At 60.1% G+C, this 16,194-nt stretch carries 12 protein-coding genes and 1 pseudogene; 6 read left to right on the top strand and 7 right to left on the bottom strand.

Annotation, left to right across the window (positions count from 1 at the left end):
* Positions 1-2: 2 nt before the first annotated feature.
* Positions 3-1,469, bottom strand: a complete 1,467-nt coding sequence (locus tag CHB75_RS02725; protein WP_089269001.1) for a CRTAC1 family protein — start codon at positions 1,467-1,469, stop codon at positions 3-5.
* Positions 1,466-2,734, bottom strand: a complete 1,269-nt coding sequence (locus tag CHB75_RS02720) for an ROK family protein (protein ID WP_089269295.1) — start codon at positions 2,732-2,734, stop codon at positions 1,466-1,468. Before CHB75_RS02720 ends, CHB75_RS02725 begins: the two co-directional genes overlap by 4 nt.
* Before the next feature lie 221 nt (positions 2,735-2,955).
* Here CHB75_RS02720 and xylF point away from each other — a divergent pair, with 221 nt between their 5' ends.
* From xylF to xylA, 5 genes are all read left to right on the top strand, one after another.
* Entirely contained in the window at positions 2,956-3,990 is a 1,035-nt protein-coding gene (xylF, locus tag CHB75_RS02715) for a D-xylose ABC transporter substrate-binding protein (protein WP_089269000.1), read from the top strand.
* A 124-nt stretch (positions 3,991-4,114) separates the two neighbouring features.
* Positions 4,115-5,413: a sugar ABC transporter permease gene (locus CHB75_RS02710; RefSeq protein ID WP_089268999.1), complete on the top strand. Its 1,299-nt coding sequence runs from the start codon at positions 4,115-4,117 to the stop codon at positions 5,411-5,413.
* Positions 5,414-6,163 carry an ATP-binding cassette domain-containing protein gene (locus CHB75_RS02705; RefSeq protein ID WP_089268998.1) on the top strand — a complete coding sequence of 250 codons (750 nt, stop codon included), beginning with the start codon at positions 5,414-5,416 and terminating at the stop codon, positions 6,161-6,163. It abuts the gene before it with no gap.
* Between the two features lie 5 nt (positions 6,164-6,168).
* A complete protein-coding gene (xylB, locus tag CHB75_RS02700) occupies positions 6,169-7,608 on the top strand; it encodes a xylulokinase (protein ID WP_089269294.1) in 1,440 nt (479 codons plus the stop codon).
* A gap of 12 nt (positions 7,609-7,620) precedes the next feature.
* A complete protein-coding gene (gene xylA, locus CHB75_RS02695; RefSeq protein WP_089268997.1) occupies positions 7,621-8,922 on the top strand; it encodes a xylose isomerase in 1,302 nt (433 codons plus the stop codon).
* Positions 8,923-9,030: 108 nt separating this feature from the next.
* Here the strand turns inward: xylA and CHB75_RS02690 are convergent, their stop codons facing one another.
* The 5 genes and pseudogenes from CHB75_RS02690 to CHB75_RS02670 form a co-directional block, all read right to left on the bottom strand.
* Positions 9,031-9,387, bottom strand: coding sequence for a phasin family protein (locus CHB75_RS02690; RefSeq protein WP_176439045.1), 357 nt, complete (start codon positions 9,385-9,387; stop codon positions 9,031-9,033).
* Positions 9,388-9,579: 192 nt separating this feature from the next.
* Positions 9,580-10,941, bottom strand: a pseudogene (locus CHB75_RS02685) (transposase).
* A 333-nt stretch (positions 10,942-11,274) separates the two neighbouring features.
* Positions 11,275-12,264 carry a hypothetical protein gene (locus CHB75_RS02680; protein WP_089268995.1) on the bottom strand — a complete coding sequence of 330 codons (990 nt, stop codon included), beginning with the start codon at positions 12,262-12,264 and terminating at the stop codon, positions 11,275-11,277.
* Between the two features lie 2 nt (positions 12,265-12,266).
* Complete coding sequence (locus tag CHB75_RS02675) at positions 12,267-12,782, bottom strand: (2Fe-2S)-binding protein (protein WP_089268994.1); 516 nt, start codon at positions 12,780-12,782, stop codon at positions 12,267-12,269.
* Positions 12,779-15,322 (bottom strand): xanthine dehydrogenase family protein molybdopterin-binding subunit, encoded by a 2,544-nt coding sequence (locus tag CHB75_RS02670; protein WP_176439044.1) that lies wholly within the window; start codon positions 15,320-15,322, stop codon positions 12,779-12,781. Before CHB75_RS02670 ends, CHB75_RS02675 begins: the two co-directional genes overlap by 4 nt.
* Positions 15,323-15,889: 567 nt before the next feature.
* Here CHB75_RS02670 and CHB75_RS02665 point away from each other — a divergent pair.
* The coding region (locus tag CHB75_RS02665) for a transposase (RefSeq protein ID WP_176439043.1) at positions 15,890-16,194 on the top strand (305 nt) is incomplete at its 3' end.

Raw genomic sequence — 16,194 nt, 5'->3', positions numbered from 1 at the left:
CGTCAGGGATGGGACAGGGATATCATCCTGTCCGCCTGAACGTTTTCATCGGATACCTCTCCATCCGGCCAGATCACCGACACCTGCGCCGTGGCCTCACCCCCCAGACCGAAATGCAGTGGCACGGCCTGCCCACCAGCATGGCCGCCGCCGATCGTGATCTCTTGCACCTGCCCGTTCACCGTGACCTGCGCCCCGACTGCATTGCGATTGCCCCCCGGCTGGGTCAGTGCGACCTCCAGCCAGTGGCCAGTCCCTTTGGTCACGTTGCGATACAGCTCCAGCGGCGCACGGCGGTTGGAAACCACCAAATCCAGCCGCCCGTCACCGTCGAAATCCGCAAGCGCCGCGCCGCGGGACCGTGCCGTTGTGGCAACGCCAGCCGTAGCGGCCCGCTCAACAAAGGTTCCGTCCGCCTGCTGCATCAGCAAGTTGTTGGGGTCATGGATCGCCATGCCGGGCATCTGATCGACATTTCCCTTGGCGATGAACAGATCGGCGCGCCCGTCATTATCCACATCGCCAAACTGCGCATGCCATCCTGTCGACGGCCGCCCGTCATCGCCCACATGCGGTCGCGTCGCATAGGTGCCTATGTCGTGGGGTGCCCCCACATAGGTGCCATCCGCCTGGGCAATCTGTAGCAATTGGTCGGCCATGGAAGTCAGCATGACTTCTGGCCTGCCATCCCCGGTCAGATCCCGGCTAGCGATCCCCATACCCCACAGCGACACCTTGGCCCAACCGTCATCCTCGTCCAGAAACCGGCCCAGCGGGATGTCCCACATCTGTTCGTAGCCGCCCTTTACATAGTAATGCCTGTCGTTCGAAATACGCAGTGTCGCACGACCCCGCGCATCCCGCGCCGCCAGCATCGACAGACTGCAGAACCCCGGCGCCAGAATGTCAGCGCGGTAGCCTTTGGCCTCGGGGATCAGCAGGGTATTGGTGTCACAGGCACCAAATGGCCCCTCTGCGTTCGCGCGGTCGACATAGTGCCCCACGGCAATCTGCGGTCGGCGATCATCCACCCACCACGCAGTGAATGCCGTGCTCCACTGGTCACTTTGCGGAATTCCCCAATCGTCAGTCACGTCGGAAAATGTGCAATCTGGGCCACCTTTCAGCACCTTGTCCGGCCCGACACGCAGCACGTAAAGGTCCATCCAGCCATCAGCATCCATATCCAAAGGATAGGCACCGGTGACAGAAGTCATTTCCTCCAGCGGGACAGCGTCAAAGGTAAACCCGCCTATATTGCGCAAGAGGATCGCCGACGCCTCGCCACCGGCGGCAAAGATGTCTGGCCGCATATCGCCGTTGCAGTCGAAAACCGCCACGCCACCGCCGACAAAATGCTCCCATCCGCCCGAATAGATGTGTTCCGGAAGGGCGTCGGAATGGTCCTCGAACAACGGATCAGCCGCCGTTGAGGTAGCAAGCAGGCAAAGTAGCACCGCCCGGATCATCCCGCCCAGCCTTCACCAAGCGCCATATCGGTGACCGCGCTCAGCGCCAGAGCCGATGCGCCACGGGCCCAGACCAGATCACCCCAGGCATGGATCTCGACCGGACAGGGTTCGCGGCCATCCGCCAGAATCAGGGCGCGCATTTCGGCCATGACCTCTTCTGCATAAAGATAGTCGTACTGCATGCGCTCACCCGACAGAATGATCAGTTCCGGATCGAACAGCTGCACCACATTTGCCAGACCCAAAGACAGATAGCGCCCGGCACGGCGAAAGATGGTGCGCGCCGAGACATTGCCCGCCTTGGCCTGAGCAAAGAGCTTGTCCAACATGACGCTGGCACTTTGCAGGTTGTGTGCGTTGCGACCAAGCGCCGTTGCCGCCTCGCGTGCAAGAGCATAGTCGGCGACATAAGCTTCGAGACAGCCACGCTGACCGCAGCGGCACAGGGCACCATCCAATTGCACCTTGGTGTGTCCCAGTTCCAGCCCGATACCGCGGCTGCCACGGAACAGGCGATTGCCCAGCACCACGCCCATGCCGACGCCCTCCTCAATCGTGACCACCGCGAAATCCGACCGCGCTCGCCCTGCGCCAAACCACAATTCCGCCAGGGTCAGCATGTTGGCATCGTTATCAAGAAACACCGGAAGGCCGAAACGCTGCTGCAGCGCTGGCCCCAGTGGCAGATCACGCTGATCGAGCAGCGGTGACCAAAGCACCATTCCGGTATTGTGATCAATCAGACCGGACAGTCCGGCACCGATCGCGCTGACCTCGGACAAAGAGCGATCGGCATTTGCCAGAAGGGCCGCGATCAGATCGCTCACCTCGGTCAGGATATTCTCCACCGATTTGCGGTGATCCGGTGTAGGCTGCGATGCATTGGCAAGCACAGTGCCCGCGAAATCGGTCAGTACCGCCGTGTGCAGCGCATCGGACAGCTTTATCCCGATGACCAGCCGCGCATCCGGGACCACTTCGAGCGCGACAGGCGGGCGACCCCGCCCCGCCTCGCGTGTCAGGCCCTCGACCTCACGCAGGAAACCGGCGGCTATCAGTTCTGCGCTGAGCGTAGTAGCCGATCCAGCGCTAATACCCAGATTGCGGGTCACATCAGCTCGCGCGCTTCGGCCCGCCGCGCGAACCGATTCGAAAATCTGCTGGCGCAAAGGCCGAGAGGGCGCAGCAGAAGCCGACAGAATCGGTCCGCAGCCGCTGATTCGCGGCGCGTCCTCTATGCGGCTGACGCCGGTTTCATGTATTTTTTGCAAATCGAACTAATTGCTGCACCCGCAAAGGTGAGCCCCTTCCCTGAAACCGAATTTGCCGCAATTATTTGCGGTTTAACAGCAAAAAATGCACCACCTAGGCTCCGTGACGTCTTTTTTATTTTGACACCTGAAATAAATATGGCATTTTGCGCGGGTCGGGCTGCAGGCCCCACGCCCCGCATCAAGGCGGGGATACGTCTCGGGAGGACATTATGAATAGATCCATTATAGCAGCGGCCATCGCCGTCGTTGGTTTAAACTCGGCCGCTCTGGCCGAAAGCCACGGCATGACCGTCGGCGTCAGCTGGTCGAACTTTCAGGAAGAGCGCTGGAAGACCGACGAAGCCGCCATCAAGGAAGCCCTTGAAGCAGCGGGCGCGACCTATGTGTCGGCCGATGCGCAGTCATCTTCGTCCAAGCAGCTGTCGGACGTTGAATCGCTGATCGCACAGGGTGTCGACGCGCTGATCATTCTGGCGCAGGACACTGCCGCCATCGGCCCGGCCGTAGATGCCGCCGCGAACGAAGGCATTCCGGTCGTGGCCTACGATCGCCTGATCGAAGACCCGCGCGCCTTTTACCTCACCTTCGACAACGTCGAAGTGGGCCGGATGCAGGCGCGCGCTGTTTTGGCCGCCAAGCCCGAGGGTAACTACGTGATGATCAAGGGGTCGCCCACCGATCCGAACGCTGACTTCCTGCGTGGCGGACAGCAGGAAATTCTGCAAGCAGCCATCGACTCCGGCGCTATCAAGATCGTGGACGAAGCCTATACCGACGGCTGGCTGCCCGCGAACGCACAGCGCAACATGGAACAGATCTTGACCGCGAACGACAACAAGGTCGACGCGGTTGTTGCCTCGAATGACGGCACTGCGGGTGGCTCAGTAGCGGCACTGACCGCACAGGGCATGGAGGGCATTCCGGTGTCCGGCCAGGACGGCGACCACGCTGCGCTGAACCGCGTCGCGCTGGGAACGCAGACCGTATCCGTCTGGAAGGACGCACGTGATCTGGGCAAGGCTGCTGCGGAAATCGCCGTGGAATTGGCCAGCGACGAAGATGGCAAGGTCGAGATTGCGGGCGCCGCGCCCTGGACGTCGCCCTCGGGGACCGAGATGGATGCGATGTTCCTGACCCCCGTGCCGATCACCAAGGACAACCTGTCCGTCGTGGTCGATGCCGGCTGGATCACCAAGGACGCGCTCTGCCAGGGTGTGACCGACGGCCCCGCGCCCTGCAACTAAGTTGACCATTCCCGGCCTGCATCCGTGCGGGCCGGGATCTTTTTTTCCGCAGGCGTTCCGCACAGACCGTGCCGACGAACCGCCGCGATGACCTGCAGACTACCTACTGCACCTTGGAGCAAGAATGTCTGATCAGACACAATCCACACCGACGCCCGCAACAAAGCGCAACATTTTCAAACAGCTAGAACTTGACACCCGCCTTTTGGGCATGATCGGGGCGTTTCTGGTGGTCTGTCTTGTCTTCAACGTCTGGACCGACGGACGTTTCCTGACACCGCGCAACATCTTCAACCTGACAATCCAGACGGTCAGCGTCGCCATCATGGCGACCGGCATGGTCTTCGTGATCGTCACCCGCCATATCGACCTGTCTGTCGGTGCCCTTCTGGCCACCTGCACCGCGGTAATGGGGATGCTACAGACGCGGTGGCTGCCCGGAATGCTGGGTATCGAGATCGGGTCACCCCTGATTCCCTGGATCACCATCGGCTTGGGGCTGCTGACGGGTGCCCTGATTGGCGCAATGCAGGGCTGGCTGGTGGGCTATCGCGGCATTCCGGCTTTTATCGTGACATTGGGCGGGCTTCTGGTCTGGCGCAACGTCGGGTGGTATCTGACCAGCGGCCAAACGATTGGGCCGCTTGACGAAACATATGTGTTGTTCGGCGGGATCACAGGCACGCTGGGCGCCGACTGGAGCTGGATCATCGGGATCGCAGCAGCTGTGGCGGCTGCCGCCGGCCTCTGGTCAGCGCGGCGCACCAAGATTCGCCATGAATTCCCGGTCAAACCGGTCTGGGCCGAAGTTGCGGTGATCGCCGTCACGGTCCTCGCGATCCTGGGTTTTGTCGCAGTGCTGAACGCCTATGAACTGCCCGAGCGCGTTGTGGCGCGGGATTTTGCGGCCTACGGCTGTGCGCAGGCCGAAGGCTGCAACGTCGCTTACGGCATCCCCTATTCCGTACTGCTGCTTATCTTTGTCGCCATCGTCATGACAGTTATCGCGACGCGCACACGGCTGGGTCGCTACATCTTTGCCACCGGCGGCAACCCGGATGCGGCAAGCCTGTCGGGGATCAACACACGCCTTTTGACGGTCAAGATTTTTGCCATGGTCGGAGTGCTCTGCGCCTTGGGCGGCGTCGTCGCTTCGGCCCGGCTGGGGTATCACACCAATGACATCGGCACGCTGGACGAACTTCGCGTAATCGCGGCGGCGGTGATTGGCGGGACGGCCCTCTCGGGCGGCATCGGCACGATCTACGGCGCGATTTTTGGTGCCTTGATCATGCAGTCGCTGCAATCAGGCATGGCGATGGTTGGGGTCGACGCACCCTATCAGAATATTGTGGTGGGTGCGGTTCTGGTCTTTGCCGTCTGGGTGGACATCGAATATCGCAAGCGGACGGGAGCCAAGTAAATGACCACACCCCTTGTGCAGATGAAGAATATCTCGATTGCCTTCGGCGGCGTACATGCGGTCGAGGACGTGAGCCTCGACCTCTACCCCGGCGAAGTCGTGGGACTGCTGGGCCATAACGGTGCCGGTAAATCGACCCTGATCAAGATCCTGTCCGGCGCCTATAAGGCAGATGCGGGCGAGATCTGGATCAATGGTAAAAAGGTCGACATCCAGTCCCCCCGCGATGCCCGTGCCAATAGCATCGAGACGATCTATCAGACGCTTGCGCTTGCCGATAACCTTGATGCCGCGTCGAACCTGTTTCTGGGGCGCGAACTGACCACGCCCTTTGGTTTTGTCGATGACTCGCGGCAAGAGGCCGAAACGCGCAAGATCATGGCGCGGCTCAACCCCAACTTCAAGAAACTGAAGGAACCGGTATCGGCCCTGTCCGGCGGTCAGCGCCAGTCGGTCGCGATTGCGCGCGCGGTCTATTTCAAGGCCCGCATTCTGATCATGGACGAACCCACGGCGGCGCTGGGTGTACACGAGACCAAGATGGTTGCCGACCTGATCACCGAGCTGAAAAAGCAGGGTCTTGGCATTTTCCTGATCAGCCACGACACGCGCGAGATGATGGAGCTTTGCGACCGGGTGTCGGTGATGAAGAACGGCCAGATCGTCGGCACCGAACGGGTCGAGGATGTGACCGAGGATGACATCCTGTCGATGATCATCCTGGGCAAGAACCCCAAGGCGGCAGCATGAGCGGCATGTATATCGGGCTGGATTTGGGCACGTCGTCGCTCAAAGGGATCGTAATCGACTCGGAGCAGACGATTCTGGCAGAGGCGACTGCGCCTTTGACCGTGGCCCGCCCACACGATGGTTGGTCCGAACAGGATCCCGAAAGCTGGCTGAAGGCGGCGGATCAGGTGATGAGCGCGCTCGCGTCGCAGGTATCTCTGGACGGTGTGGCGGGCATCGGCCTGTCGGGCCACATGCACGGGGCCACGCTGCTCGGTGCGGATGACGCCGTTCTGCGGCCCTGCATCCTGTGGAACGACACACGGTCCGCGAAACAGGCGGCGGCGCTGGACGCCGATCCGCGTTTTCGCGCCCTGACTGGCAACATCGTTTTTCCCGGGTTCACCGCGCCCAAGCTGGTGTGGGTCAACGAAAACGAACCCGAGATATTTAGCAAGGTCGCCAAGGTCTTGCTGCCCAAGGATTATCTGCGTCTTTGGCTGACAGGCGATCACGTGGCCGAAATGTCGGATGCCGCCGGGACAAGCTGGCTCGACACCGGCGCGCGGGACTGGTCCGATGACCTGCTTGCCGCGACGGGCCTCAGCCGGGATCACATGCCACGTCTGGTCGAAGGGTCCGAAGTTTCGGGCACCCTGCGTGATACGCTCGCCACGCAATGGGGCCTGCCCAAAGGGGTCGTCATTGCGGGTGGCGGCGGCGACAATGCGGCCAGCGCGGTCGGCGTCGGCGTGGTCAAACCCGGCGAGGCCTTCGTGTCGCTTGGCACCTCGGGCGTTCTTTTTGCGTCATCCGCCGCCTATCAGCCGGACGCAGCCAGTGCCGTGCACACCTTCTGCCACGCCCTGCCCGACACATGGCACCAGATGGGCGTGATCTTGGCGGCAGCGGATGCTCTGAACTGGTTTGCCGGAACCGTGGGCCAAAAGGCGGATGCGCTGACCAGGTCTCTGGGCGATCTCAGGGCCCCCGGACGCATGCTGTTCCTGCCCTACCTTGGCGGCGAACGGACACCGCACAACGATGCTGCGATCCGGGGTGCCTTCCTGCATCTGGATCATAGCAACGACACCGCAGCCCTGACCCGCGCCGTTCTGGAAGGTGTCACCCACGCCTTCCGCGACAGTTTCGACGCGCTGACCGGCACCGGCACACAGATCACGCGCCTGATCGGCGTTGGTGGCGGCACCCGCTCTGATTACTGGGTCAAGGCAATTGCCACCTCACTTGGCATGCCCATCGACCTGCCTGTCTCGGGTGATTTCGGCGGAGCTTTTGGTGCCGCACGTCTGGGCATGATGGCCGCCACGGGCGCCGGTGCCGAAATCGCCACCGCGCCTCCGATTGAACGCAGTATCGACCCGGATATCGCCCTCGCCCCGGCCTTTTCCGAGGCACACGCACGCTACCGCGAAAGTTATACGGCCCTGAAAAGCCTGACCTGAAGGACCCCACCCATGACCGATTTTTTCCAAGGCATCCCGAAAATCCAGTTCGAGGGGCCGGACAGCGACAATGATTTCGCCTTCCGTCACTACAACCCTGAAGAGGTTGTGATGGGAAAGACGCTAAAGGATCACCTGCGCTTTGCCGCCGCCTATTGGCACAGTTTTGCCTGGCCCGGCGGTGATCCGTTTGGCGGCCAGACGTTCGAGCGCCCCTGGTTCGGCGACACGATGGTACTGGCCAAGCTGAAGGCCGATGTAGCGTTCGAGATGTTCCAGATACTCGATGTGCCGTTCTATTGCTTCCATGACGCGGATGTGCGCCCCGAAGGCGCGGATTTTGCCGAAAACACCCGCAACCTGCGCGAGATCGTCGATTACTTTGAGGAAAAGCAGGCAGCGACCGGCGTAAAACTGCTTTGGGGTACGGCGAACCTGTTTTCCAACCGTCGCTTCATGTCGGGTGCAGCCACGAACCCTGACCCTGATGTCTTTGCCTTTTCCGCAGCGACCGTAAAGACCTGCATGGATGCAACGAAACAGCTGGGTGGCGAAAATTACGTCCTGTGGGGCGGGCGCGAAGGGTATGAAACACTGCTCAACACCGATCTGGCGCGCGAACGCGCCCAGGCGGGGCGGTTCCTGCAGATGGTCGTCGACTACAAGCACAAGATCGGCTTTGACGGCGCGATTCTGATCGAACCAAAGCCGCAGGAGCCGACAAAGCACCAGTACGATTACGATGTCGCCACGGTCTACGGCTTCCTCAAGGAATTCGGGCTGGAGAACGAGGTCAAGATGAACATCGAGCAGGGCCATGCCATTCTGGCGGGCCACTCGTTCGAGCATGAGCTGGCGATGGCGCGGTCGCTTGGCATCTTCGGATCCATCGACATGAACCGGAACGACTATCAGTCCGGCTGGGATACCGACCAATTTCCGAACAATGTCCCCGAGATGACGCTGGCCTACTACGAGGTTCTGCGCGCTGGCGGGTTCACCACCGGTGGCACCAACTTCGACGCCAAGCTGCGGCGCCAGTCACTGGATGCCGAGGATCTGATCCTTGCTCATGTGGGCGGAATGGATGCCTGCGCGGCGGGGCTCAAGGCGGCGGCGGCAATGCTTGAAGATGGCAAGCTCGAAGCGGCGCGGGATGAGCGTTACTCGGGCTGGGAAACGGCGACCGCCAAGGCCATGCTCGACAGCGATCTTGAGAGCATCGCCGCCCGCGTTCAGTCCGAAGGGATCAACCCGCAGCCGCGTTCTGGCCGACAGGAGCGGCTGGAAAATCTGGTAAACAGATACCTGTGACGACCTGAGCGCCCTGTGAAACACCGGGGCGTTCAACCTCAAGGCGCTGATGTCAGACCGTCAGCGCCAGCTCGCCCGGTTCATATTGCCGGACCTAATTTGTGACGCTCAAAGTGGGACATCATCATACTTGCGGGCCGAAGTCGCGCTCATGTCGCCCATTGTCTGGGTCGCGGCGCCGGACATCTTGCCGCTCATCCGGGTCGCCTGATCGGTATATTGCTCTATTGCCTTCTGACAGTAGTCGGACTGAAGCTTCAGAAGGTCCTGCGGGGTGCGGCAAGCGAACAACGCCTGCTGCGTCTTCACGTCCTGTTCCCAGCGCTCTGTCACGAACCGCGTGCTCTCCTCAATTAGATCGAGCCATGCCGCAACGCTGGCAGTTTGCGCCAACTGTGTAACCTCAAGCGCCTTTTCCGGTGCGCCCGATTGCGAAGATGTCTTTTCGTGAATCGCTTTGGTCATGTTGGCGGCTCCTGAATTTCGGTGAAAATTAAAGGGCGAATCCCCAGTTTCTCGGCCCATAATGCCCGATCCCGCCCTGACTCGCATTGATGAAGATCAACCTCGTCCATTTGCCTCCTGCGCAAGGCGCGCTCTCGCTGACCTGCCCGGATCGGTAATCCCTCCATTTTTAATGGGGTCCAGCCGTAGAATTCAGGCGGTTGTTTTCAGTTTCATAGCGGGTGTTATGCCGCCGATGCCCATGTTGGGTCGGTCCGCTGCCCGGCAGTGGTTTGCGTGCAAACCATGAGAGGGGTTGTTGTAAGTCCATAGCCATACCGTGGCCTGATCCTGCGCCTCCTCGATCGTTTCAAAGATGTATTGGCTGAGCCATTCGCCCCGAACCGTGCGGTTGTAGCGCTCGATATAGGCGTTCTGTTGGGGCTTTCCTGGTTGGATGTATACGAGCCTAATGCCTTGTTTTTCAGCCCATTCCATGCATTGCCCGGCAGGGTATTCCGAAGGAATGTCCCGAGGGGGGGGCTTGCCACTGACATATTCGGGGCCATTATCGATACGAATGGCCTGCGGCTTTCCACGCCATTCGATGATCTGGTTCAAACTCTGCACCACGCGCTCGGCTGGCAATGAGAAGTCGACTTCGATGCAAAGGCCCTCGCGATTGAAGTCATCCAGGACGTTCAGTGTCCGGATCGACCGGCCGTCAGAGAGCTGATCGGCCATAAATCCCCTCCCAGCGATGCTTCGCATCGCCTGCCGGGCAATGATCGACCACGTCTCATTTGGCTTGTCAGGCACAGCCAGCGGTTCTGGCTTGTCGCGCTTCAGCCGTTTCTTGGGTTTGATTGTCACCCGGCAGGGCATTGCCCAGCAATGTCCCGAGAGGGGCGTAGATTCAGCTCCAGTTCGCGGTAGATCCGCCTGACGGTGATTGCAGGCAATCACCTGACGGCCAGTGGGATAGACGCGTTTGTGGTTCCAGCCATAGCCTTGCACGTTGCGCAGATACAGAAAGCAAAGGCCAAAGCCCCAACTGCGCTTGTTCGCCCCTTCTCAGGCATTTCCAATGCCCTGACAGGCAGTGGTCAAACGTTCCAGCCAATCAGCGATTTCCTCGTTCTCGTCGCTCAGCGTTGGGCTATAGCGATAACATGTCTCACTGATCTGGAACGTGCGGCACGCCAGCGCGACACTGCCCCCTATGCACGGCGACCACCTTCATGGCCATCTCTCGTCGTTGACCCTGTCGGCGAATGCCGACATTCGCCTGTCGGGCAATGGACGGCCTTAGGACTTTTTTCCAAGGGCTTCCTTAAGCAGCTCGTTTTGCATGCTCATCTCCGCATACATCTTCTTGAGGCGGCGGTTCTGCTCGGCCATGTCCTTCATCTCTGCGATGAGCGACGCGTCCATACCGCCAAATTTGGCCCGCCATTTGTAAAAGCTGGCACTGCTCATCCCATGCTCCCGGCACAGCTCAGAGACCGGCACACCGCCCTCCGCCTGCTTCAACACAGCCATGATCTGCGCATCGCTAAATCGTCCGTTCTTCATCGTAAATCTCCTCAGATATCTTGCCGAGAAAATTCTACTTTTGAACACCACTAATTTTAGGGGGGAGCACCAGTGATCAAGCGCAGCATCCGCCCAGAAGGATTGCTGGCGGAAATTCCCGAGCTGCAGGCTACCAATATCTCTTCCAGATCGCGAAATGACACTGCCTGGAGGCACATAGCTTTGGCTAATGAGAGCTCATGAAACCTATCCTCATGAACGGTTTCCCGTCGCCAGCTTTTGCGCAAGCATATCCGACGATACAGTCGACATGACAGACATCCGCGAAACTTGCGACAGGACCCATATTCCAACACGCGGGTCAAAAGGATTTCATCGTTTTGAATATATCTCATCAAGATAGGACTGTATCGGCGTCAGGCTGCATATCGCCTGTTCAGGATCGGAACAGCAGGACTTCACCATGCTGGTGGCTTCGGCATAGATCACATTCCACGCGGCCTCAGTCTCCCCGAACCCCGGGGGCATCGCATGGCTGCCGGGATAGGTCGCCGCGCGGCTATCCGCGCCCTCGGGGATCTGCTGGCCCGTCATCCAGTCGGCAAGCTGCCCGCAAGTCCCCGGCTTTTCAGTCCCCCATGGACCCTCTGCTCCCAGCTGGCCGGAGCCGATCCTGTGACAGCCCGTGCAGGTATTGTCGCGCATATTCATCACTGTGGTCGGCCAGTCCGCAAAGATCCCTCCCGGGTCAACATGGGCATAGGGCCCAAAGGGATTGACCGGCACATGCGACCAGACTTGCCCCACAAAGGGCGAATACATGAACGGATCATTGTCGTGGCAGAAGCCACAACCGTCACTGGCAACACGCTCTGGCTCGGCCCAAAAACTGCCATCAATCGCAGAAGTGGGCGAGGGAACCTGCAAACCACTGACGGGGGTCTCGGCGTCGGCCTTTGCCTGAAACCAGCAGGTTGCGCCGGTATCGGGATTATGCGCGATTACGTCGATCTCATCATAGTCGGTGCTGTCTGGCGCGCGATACAGTTTTTGGCGGCACATCACCGACACCTGGGCGGTGTCCGTCGACAGGTTGAGAATGCGGGAATGCGGTACGCATTGACCATCGGAATCCGCGCCATTGCTCAGCAGGGCCGGATGATCGCAGAGGGGCGGGGCATGGTCGCTCACACGGACACCATCGACGGTGACGGGCACAACCACCCCTGCATCGCAGTCAAAGACCGGGATTGCACCGATTTCTTCAATGCATGCCGCGCTATAGATCTCTGAAGAGGTCTGAGACGCAACCGGCCCGGCAAAAAACAAAAGCGCCGTGGCGAATAGAGATGCGATCTTCATCGTCAGTTTCCTTCCCCGGCATTGGCCGCTACTGCGAGCGGCCGCAAGGCTTCGAAATAACGCGCATAGCCGGTGCAGCGACAGATATGACTGCCAATCGCCTGCATCATCGCCGCATCGATCTGTTCCTCCGGGATCGGTTGGGCCCGCAATCCCGCCAGCAGCATCCGCGCCGCCATGACAAACCCGGGTGTACAATAACCGCACTGAAACGAGAAATTGTCGAGAAAGGCCTGCTGTACCGCATCCGGCACCCCGTCTGTGGCCACAGACTCTATGGTCGAAATGGCGCTACCGTCCACCATGCCCAAGGTGGTCGAACAGCTGATCACCGGCGACGGCGTTGGGTTGGGCGGCTTGGATACCTGCACGGTGCAGGCCCGGCACACGCCGATCCCGCAGCAGAATTTTGTCCCCGTCAGGTTCAGATCTTCGTGCAAGAAATCGATCAGCCGCTCTTCTGCGCGGCCTTCGTCCAACTTGTACGCCGCACCGTTGACAGTAAAAGAAAGCGTCATTGGCCAAGACCCTCCATAATTTTCGTCGGCGTTATCGGCAGCGATGAAAAGCGTTTTCCCGTAGCGTCGCGCAGTGCATTTGAAATCGCCGGTGGGATCGAACACATCACCGCCTCGGCTATACCGCGGCCTGCAGGTTCGCTACCCTCCGGTTGGGGAAGGGTGATAAGTTCCTGACCGCGCAAGCCCGGCGTGTAGACGTTTCGCAAGGGAACGTCCTGTGCGCGGGCGATGTGATAGCGGTTGAGGTTCCACATGCCATCTGCCGGACCGTCCATGCCGGGTGGCATATCCTCAAGCAGGGCATAGCTGATGGCCATGGCAACGCCGCCCTGACTCTGCCCCGAGACGAGCTGAGGCACATGAATATGGCCAGCGTTCAGAACGCTCAGGACGTTCTCGACCTGGACCGCGCCGGTTTTCGTGTCCACAGTCAGACCAACTACATTGATGCAGGGTGCCCAGACATAGCGCGCATATCGCGTGCTGTGCTTGTCCGGTCCCCTTGTCTCCTGTCGCTCGATCTGCACCGGATCGCCACCGCCTGCGTGATAAAACGACAGCCCGTCAAGCTTCAGCAGCAAGCTGCCACCGGGGGTCTGGTACTGTGCCTGCGCCCATGTGTTCTGAAAATAGGCATGGCCGAGCGCTCCGGTAGGCAGACCACTGGCATGGATTTCTTCGGCCAGAGTTTTCAGGCTCAGTTGATTGCCTTCGACGGTTATGCGGCCAAGCGCGCCGTCCCGCCAGACGACCTCCGAAGCAGACACGCCCGCAACACCCCATATCTGTGCAGCGGCGGCCAGGATGGAGCCCTCAAACAGCGCGTTTGCGGTTTGCTGGACGGTGTGCACCTGATGCAGTCCGGTCAGGCAGGCCGAGGACGAGCCTACGGATTTGGCCGTCCAGTTAGGTTTTTCCCAACGTTCTCCGCCCGGATCATCTGTGGTCAGCCCGGTTTGACCGAACAGCGTGTAACAGCCCATATCCACCCGCGCGGCATTGGAGCCCAAGATCGGGCCGATGGTTACCCCCAGCGTGGTGGCCGATCCATTCCCCATATCGACCGCATCCGATTGCACCGTCAGGGTGCCATCGGGTTCCAGCCGGACGGACGCGACCATACCGTCACCCGAGGTGCCATAGGCCTGCAACGACATGGCAATCCCGGTGCCGTAGGTCATGCCACGCGAGCCATAGTCCTGCCGGATCGCCTCACGCTCGGCCCAGAGCGGATGGTTACTCGCAATCTCCAGCATTTCGTCAAGGCGCAAGGGTTGTTCGATCGGGCCGCCAACGACGGTGGTGTCGCCCAAAGAGATCAGGTTGGCTGCGCGCAATTCCACAGGATCCCACCCCTGCGCTGCAGCCAGATCGTCCAACGCCGTTTCAACGGCAAAGAACGCCTGCGGCCCGCCAAAGCCCCGCTGAGAGCCGCCCGTGATGTTCTGGGTATGCAGGGCTTCTGCAAAGATACTGGCCTTCGGCACCTTGTAGGATCCGCCGGCACAAAGCGCCCCCAGTGAGGCCACATAGGGGCTGAGGTTACGCTCACCGCCGCCGTCAAAGGTCAGATTCATCTGTACGGCTTCCAGCTTCATGTCAACGCCAGCCACCAGCTCGCCCGAAAGCCTTGCCCCGTGACGTTTCAATCCAACGCGAAACTGTTCGAACCGATCATAGGCCAGACGCACGGGGTTGCCGTCGGAATAGGCGCCCGCCAGTGCCAACATGAGCGAAAATGGCGAACTGTCCCGCCCGCCGAACCCGCCCCCAGGATAGCAGCTGGTCAGGTTGACCGCCTGCAGATGCTCTGGCGCATCGGGGCTGTCATACATGGACAGAATATTGCTGATGTCGCCATCGGGCGACTGCGTGCCCAGAACGATGTTCATCGTACCAGTGCCCTGTTCGATCCAGACCAACCCGGCCTCTGGTTCCATGAACATCGGATCCATCGCCCGCATATCGGCCTGAAATGGCTGTCGGATCAGGTCCGGCTCGCGGCCCAGCGACCTGCGGATTTTGCTCTGATAGTCACCTACCTGGTCCATATATGTTTCAGGATCCGCCGAAGCATAGCTGAACTCATCGTTGTATTTCACATAGGTGGTCTGGGGCGAAAATGCGCTGCCCATCGCCGGACTGTCTTGGTCGGTGGTCTCATAAACCTGAAAGGCTGCATCATTGAACTGCATTGCGGACTTGGCGGATCGAAAAGCAGCGAGGCTGTCAAACATCAAAAGCGCGACCGCCTGCCCCAGATAGTCGGGCACGTTGCCGGGCACCACGATCAGATCATAGGACATGTCCGGGGGCAGGTCGAAGCTGTTGTCATTTTGACTATTGCCTCCTTTGGCCCGCAGCTGAGCAATCCGCTCCTGCAAATGCAGGTCACGGTTGAATTGCAGCTTGGGCGCGCGAAGCACCTCGTTCAGTTCGTTGCCCAGCACCACCCGGGTCGGCTGCGCCGTCGCAGGCAGCAAACTGAGATCGACCCCTTCAAAGGCGCTACCGGTGGTTAGGGCCCGCATATACATCGCGTACCATTGGCCTTGCGGCCAGCCTGGCATGTCTCGTGCATTGAAATCCCGTGCGTAGACCTTTTGGCCCGTCACTTTGGCCAGCCCGTCAATACGCTGACTAGCAACCCCAGGCATCGCCGAGGCAGTTGCCCCGATTGCGGCTGGACCAGAATTTGCCGTCGTGGCGAGCCCCGGAACCCCCATTACGGAAACGGCAACAGCAGCGCCTGTGGATCTAAGAAACATGCGGCGCGTGATCTGTGCACCGCCCAGATGTGATTGAGACACGACTGCCCCCCCTGAGAACAAACAACTAAACATGACTTTAGCACAACTTCTAGTAATACTACTCAGATTGACATCAATATTAGGTCGGAGCGGATCGCCACGTTCTTGATGGGCTTTGGTCAGGCCATGGGCTCTGTTGATGAAACGATCTTTGGGCGATGCTCCCTTGTCTCGAACTGACTCATGCGCGATCTCTGTGACGCGTATGCCAAGAGTAGTGTCGCAACTGGCATTGTTGCACAACTCTGACTATGGACGATTCACAACGTGAATCTATGCGGTTAGAGGGTCTTTATGAGCAAGCCACCTCCCGCCCGCTACCGCACGACGAACTGGTCCAGCTACAACGCGGCGCTGCGCAGGCGCGGCTCGATGTTGATCTTGGTGGACCAAGACATGGCTTGGCTGGCACCGCATGAAGGCCGCCCCGGCCGTCCACCCGTCTTCTCCGATGCCGCCATCCAGTTCTGCCTTTCGGTTAAGGTTCTTTTTAAGCTCCCGTTGCGACAGACCGCGGGGATGGTGGCCAGCCTACTGCGGCTGGCGGGGCTGAATTGGTCCGTTCCTGACTTCAGCACCCTGTGCCGTAGACAGAGAAC

It is taken from the genome of Puniceibacterium sediminis (assembly GCF_900188035.1).
GTDB lineage: Bacteria > Pseudomonadota > Alphaproteobacteria > Rhodobacterales > Rhodobacteraceae > Puniceibacterium > Puniceibacterium sediminis.
Note: the sequence above shows the minus strand (reverse complement) of the source record. Positions and strands in the feature narration are given on the sequence as shown.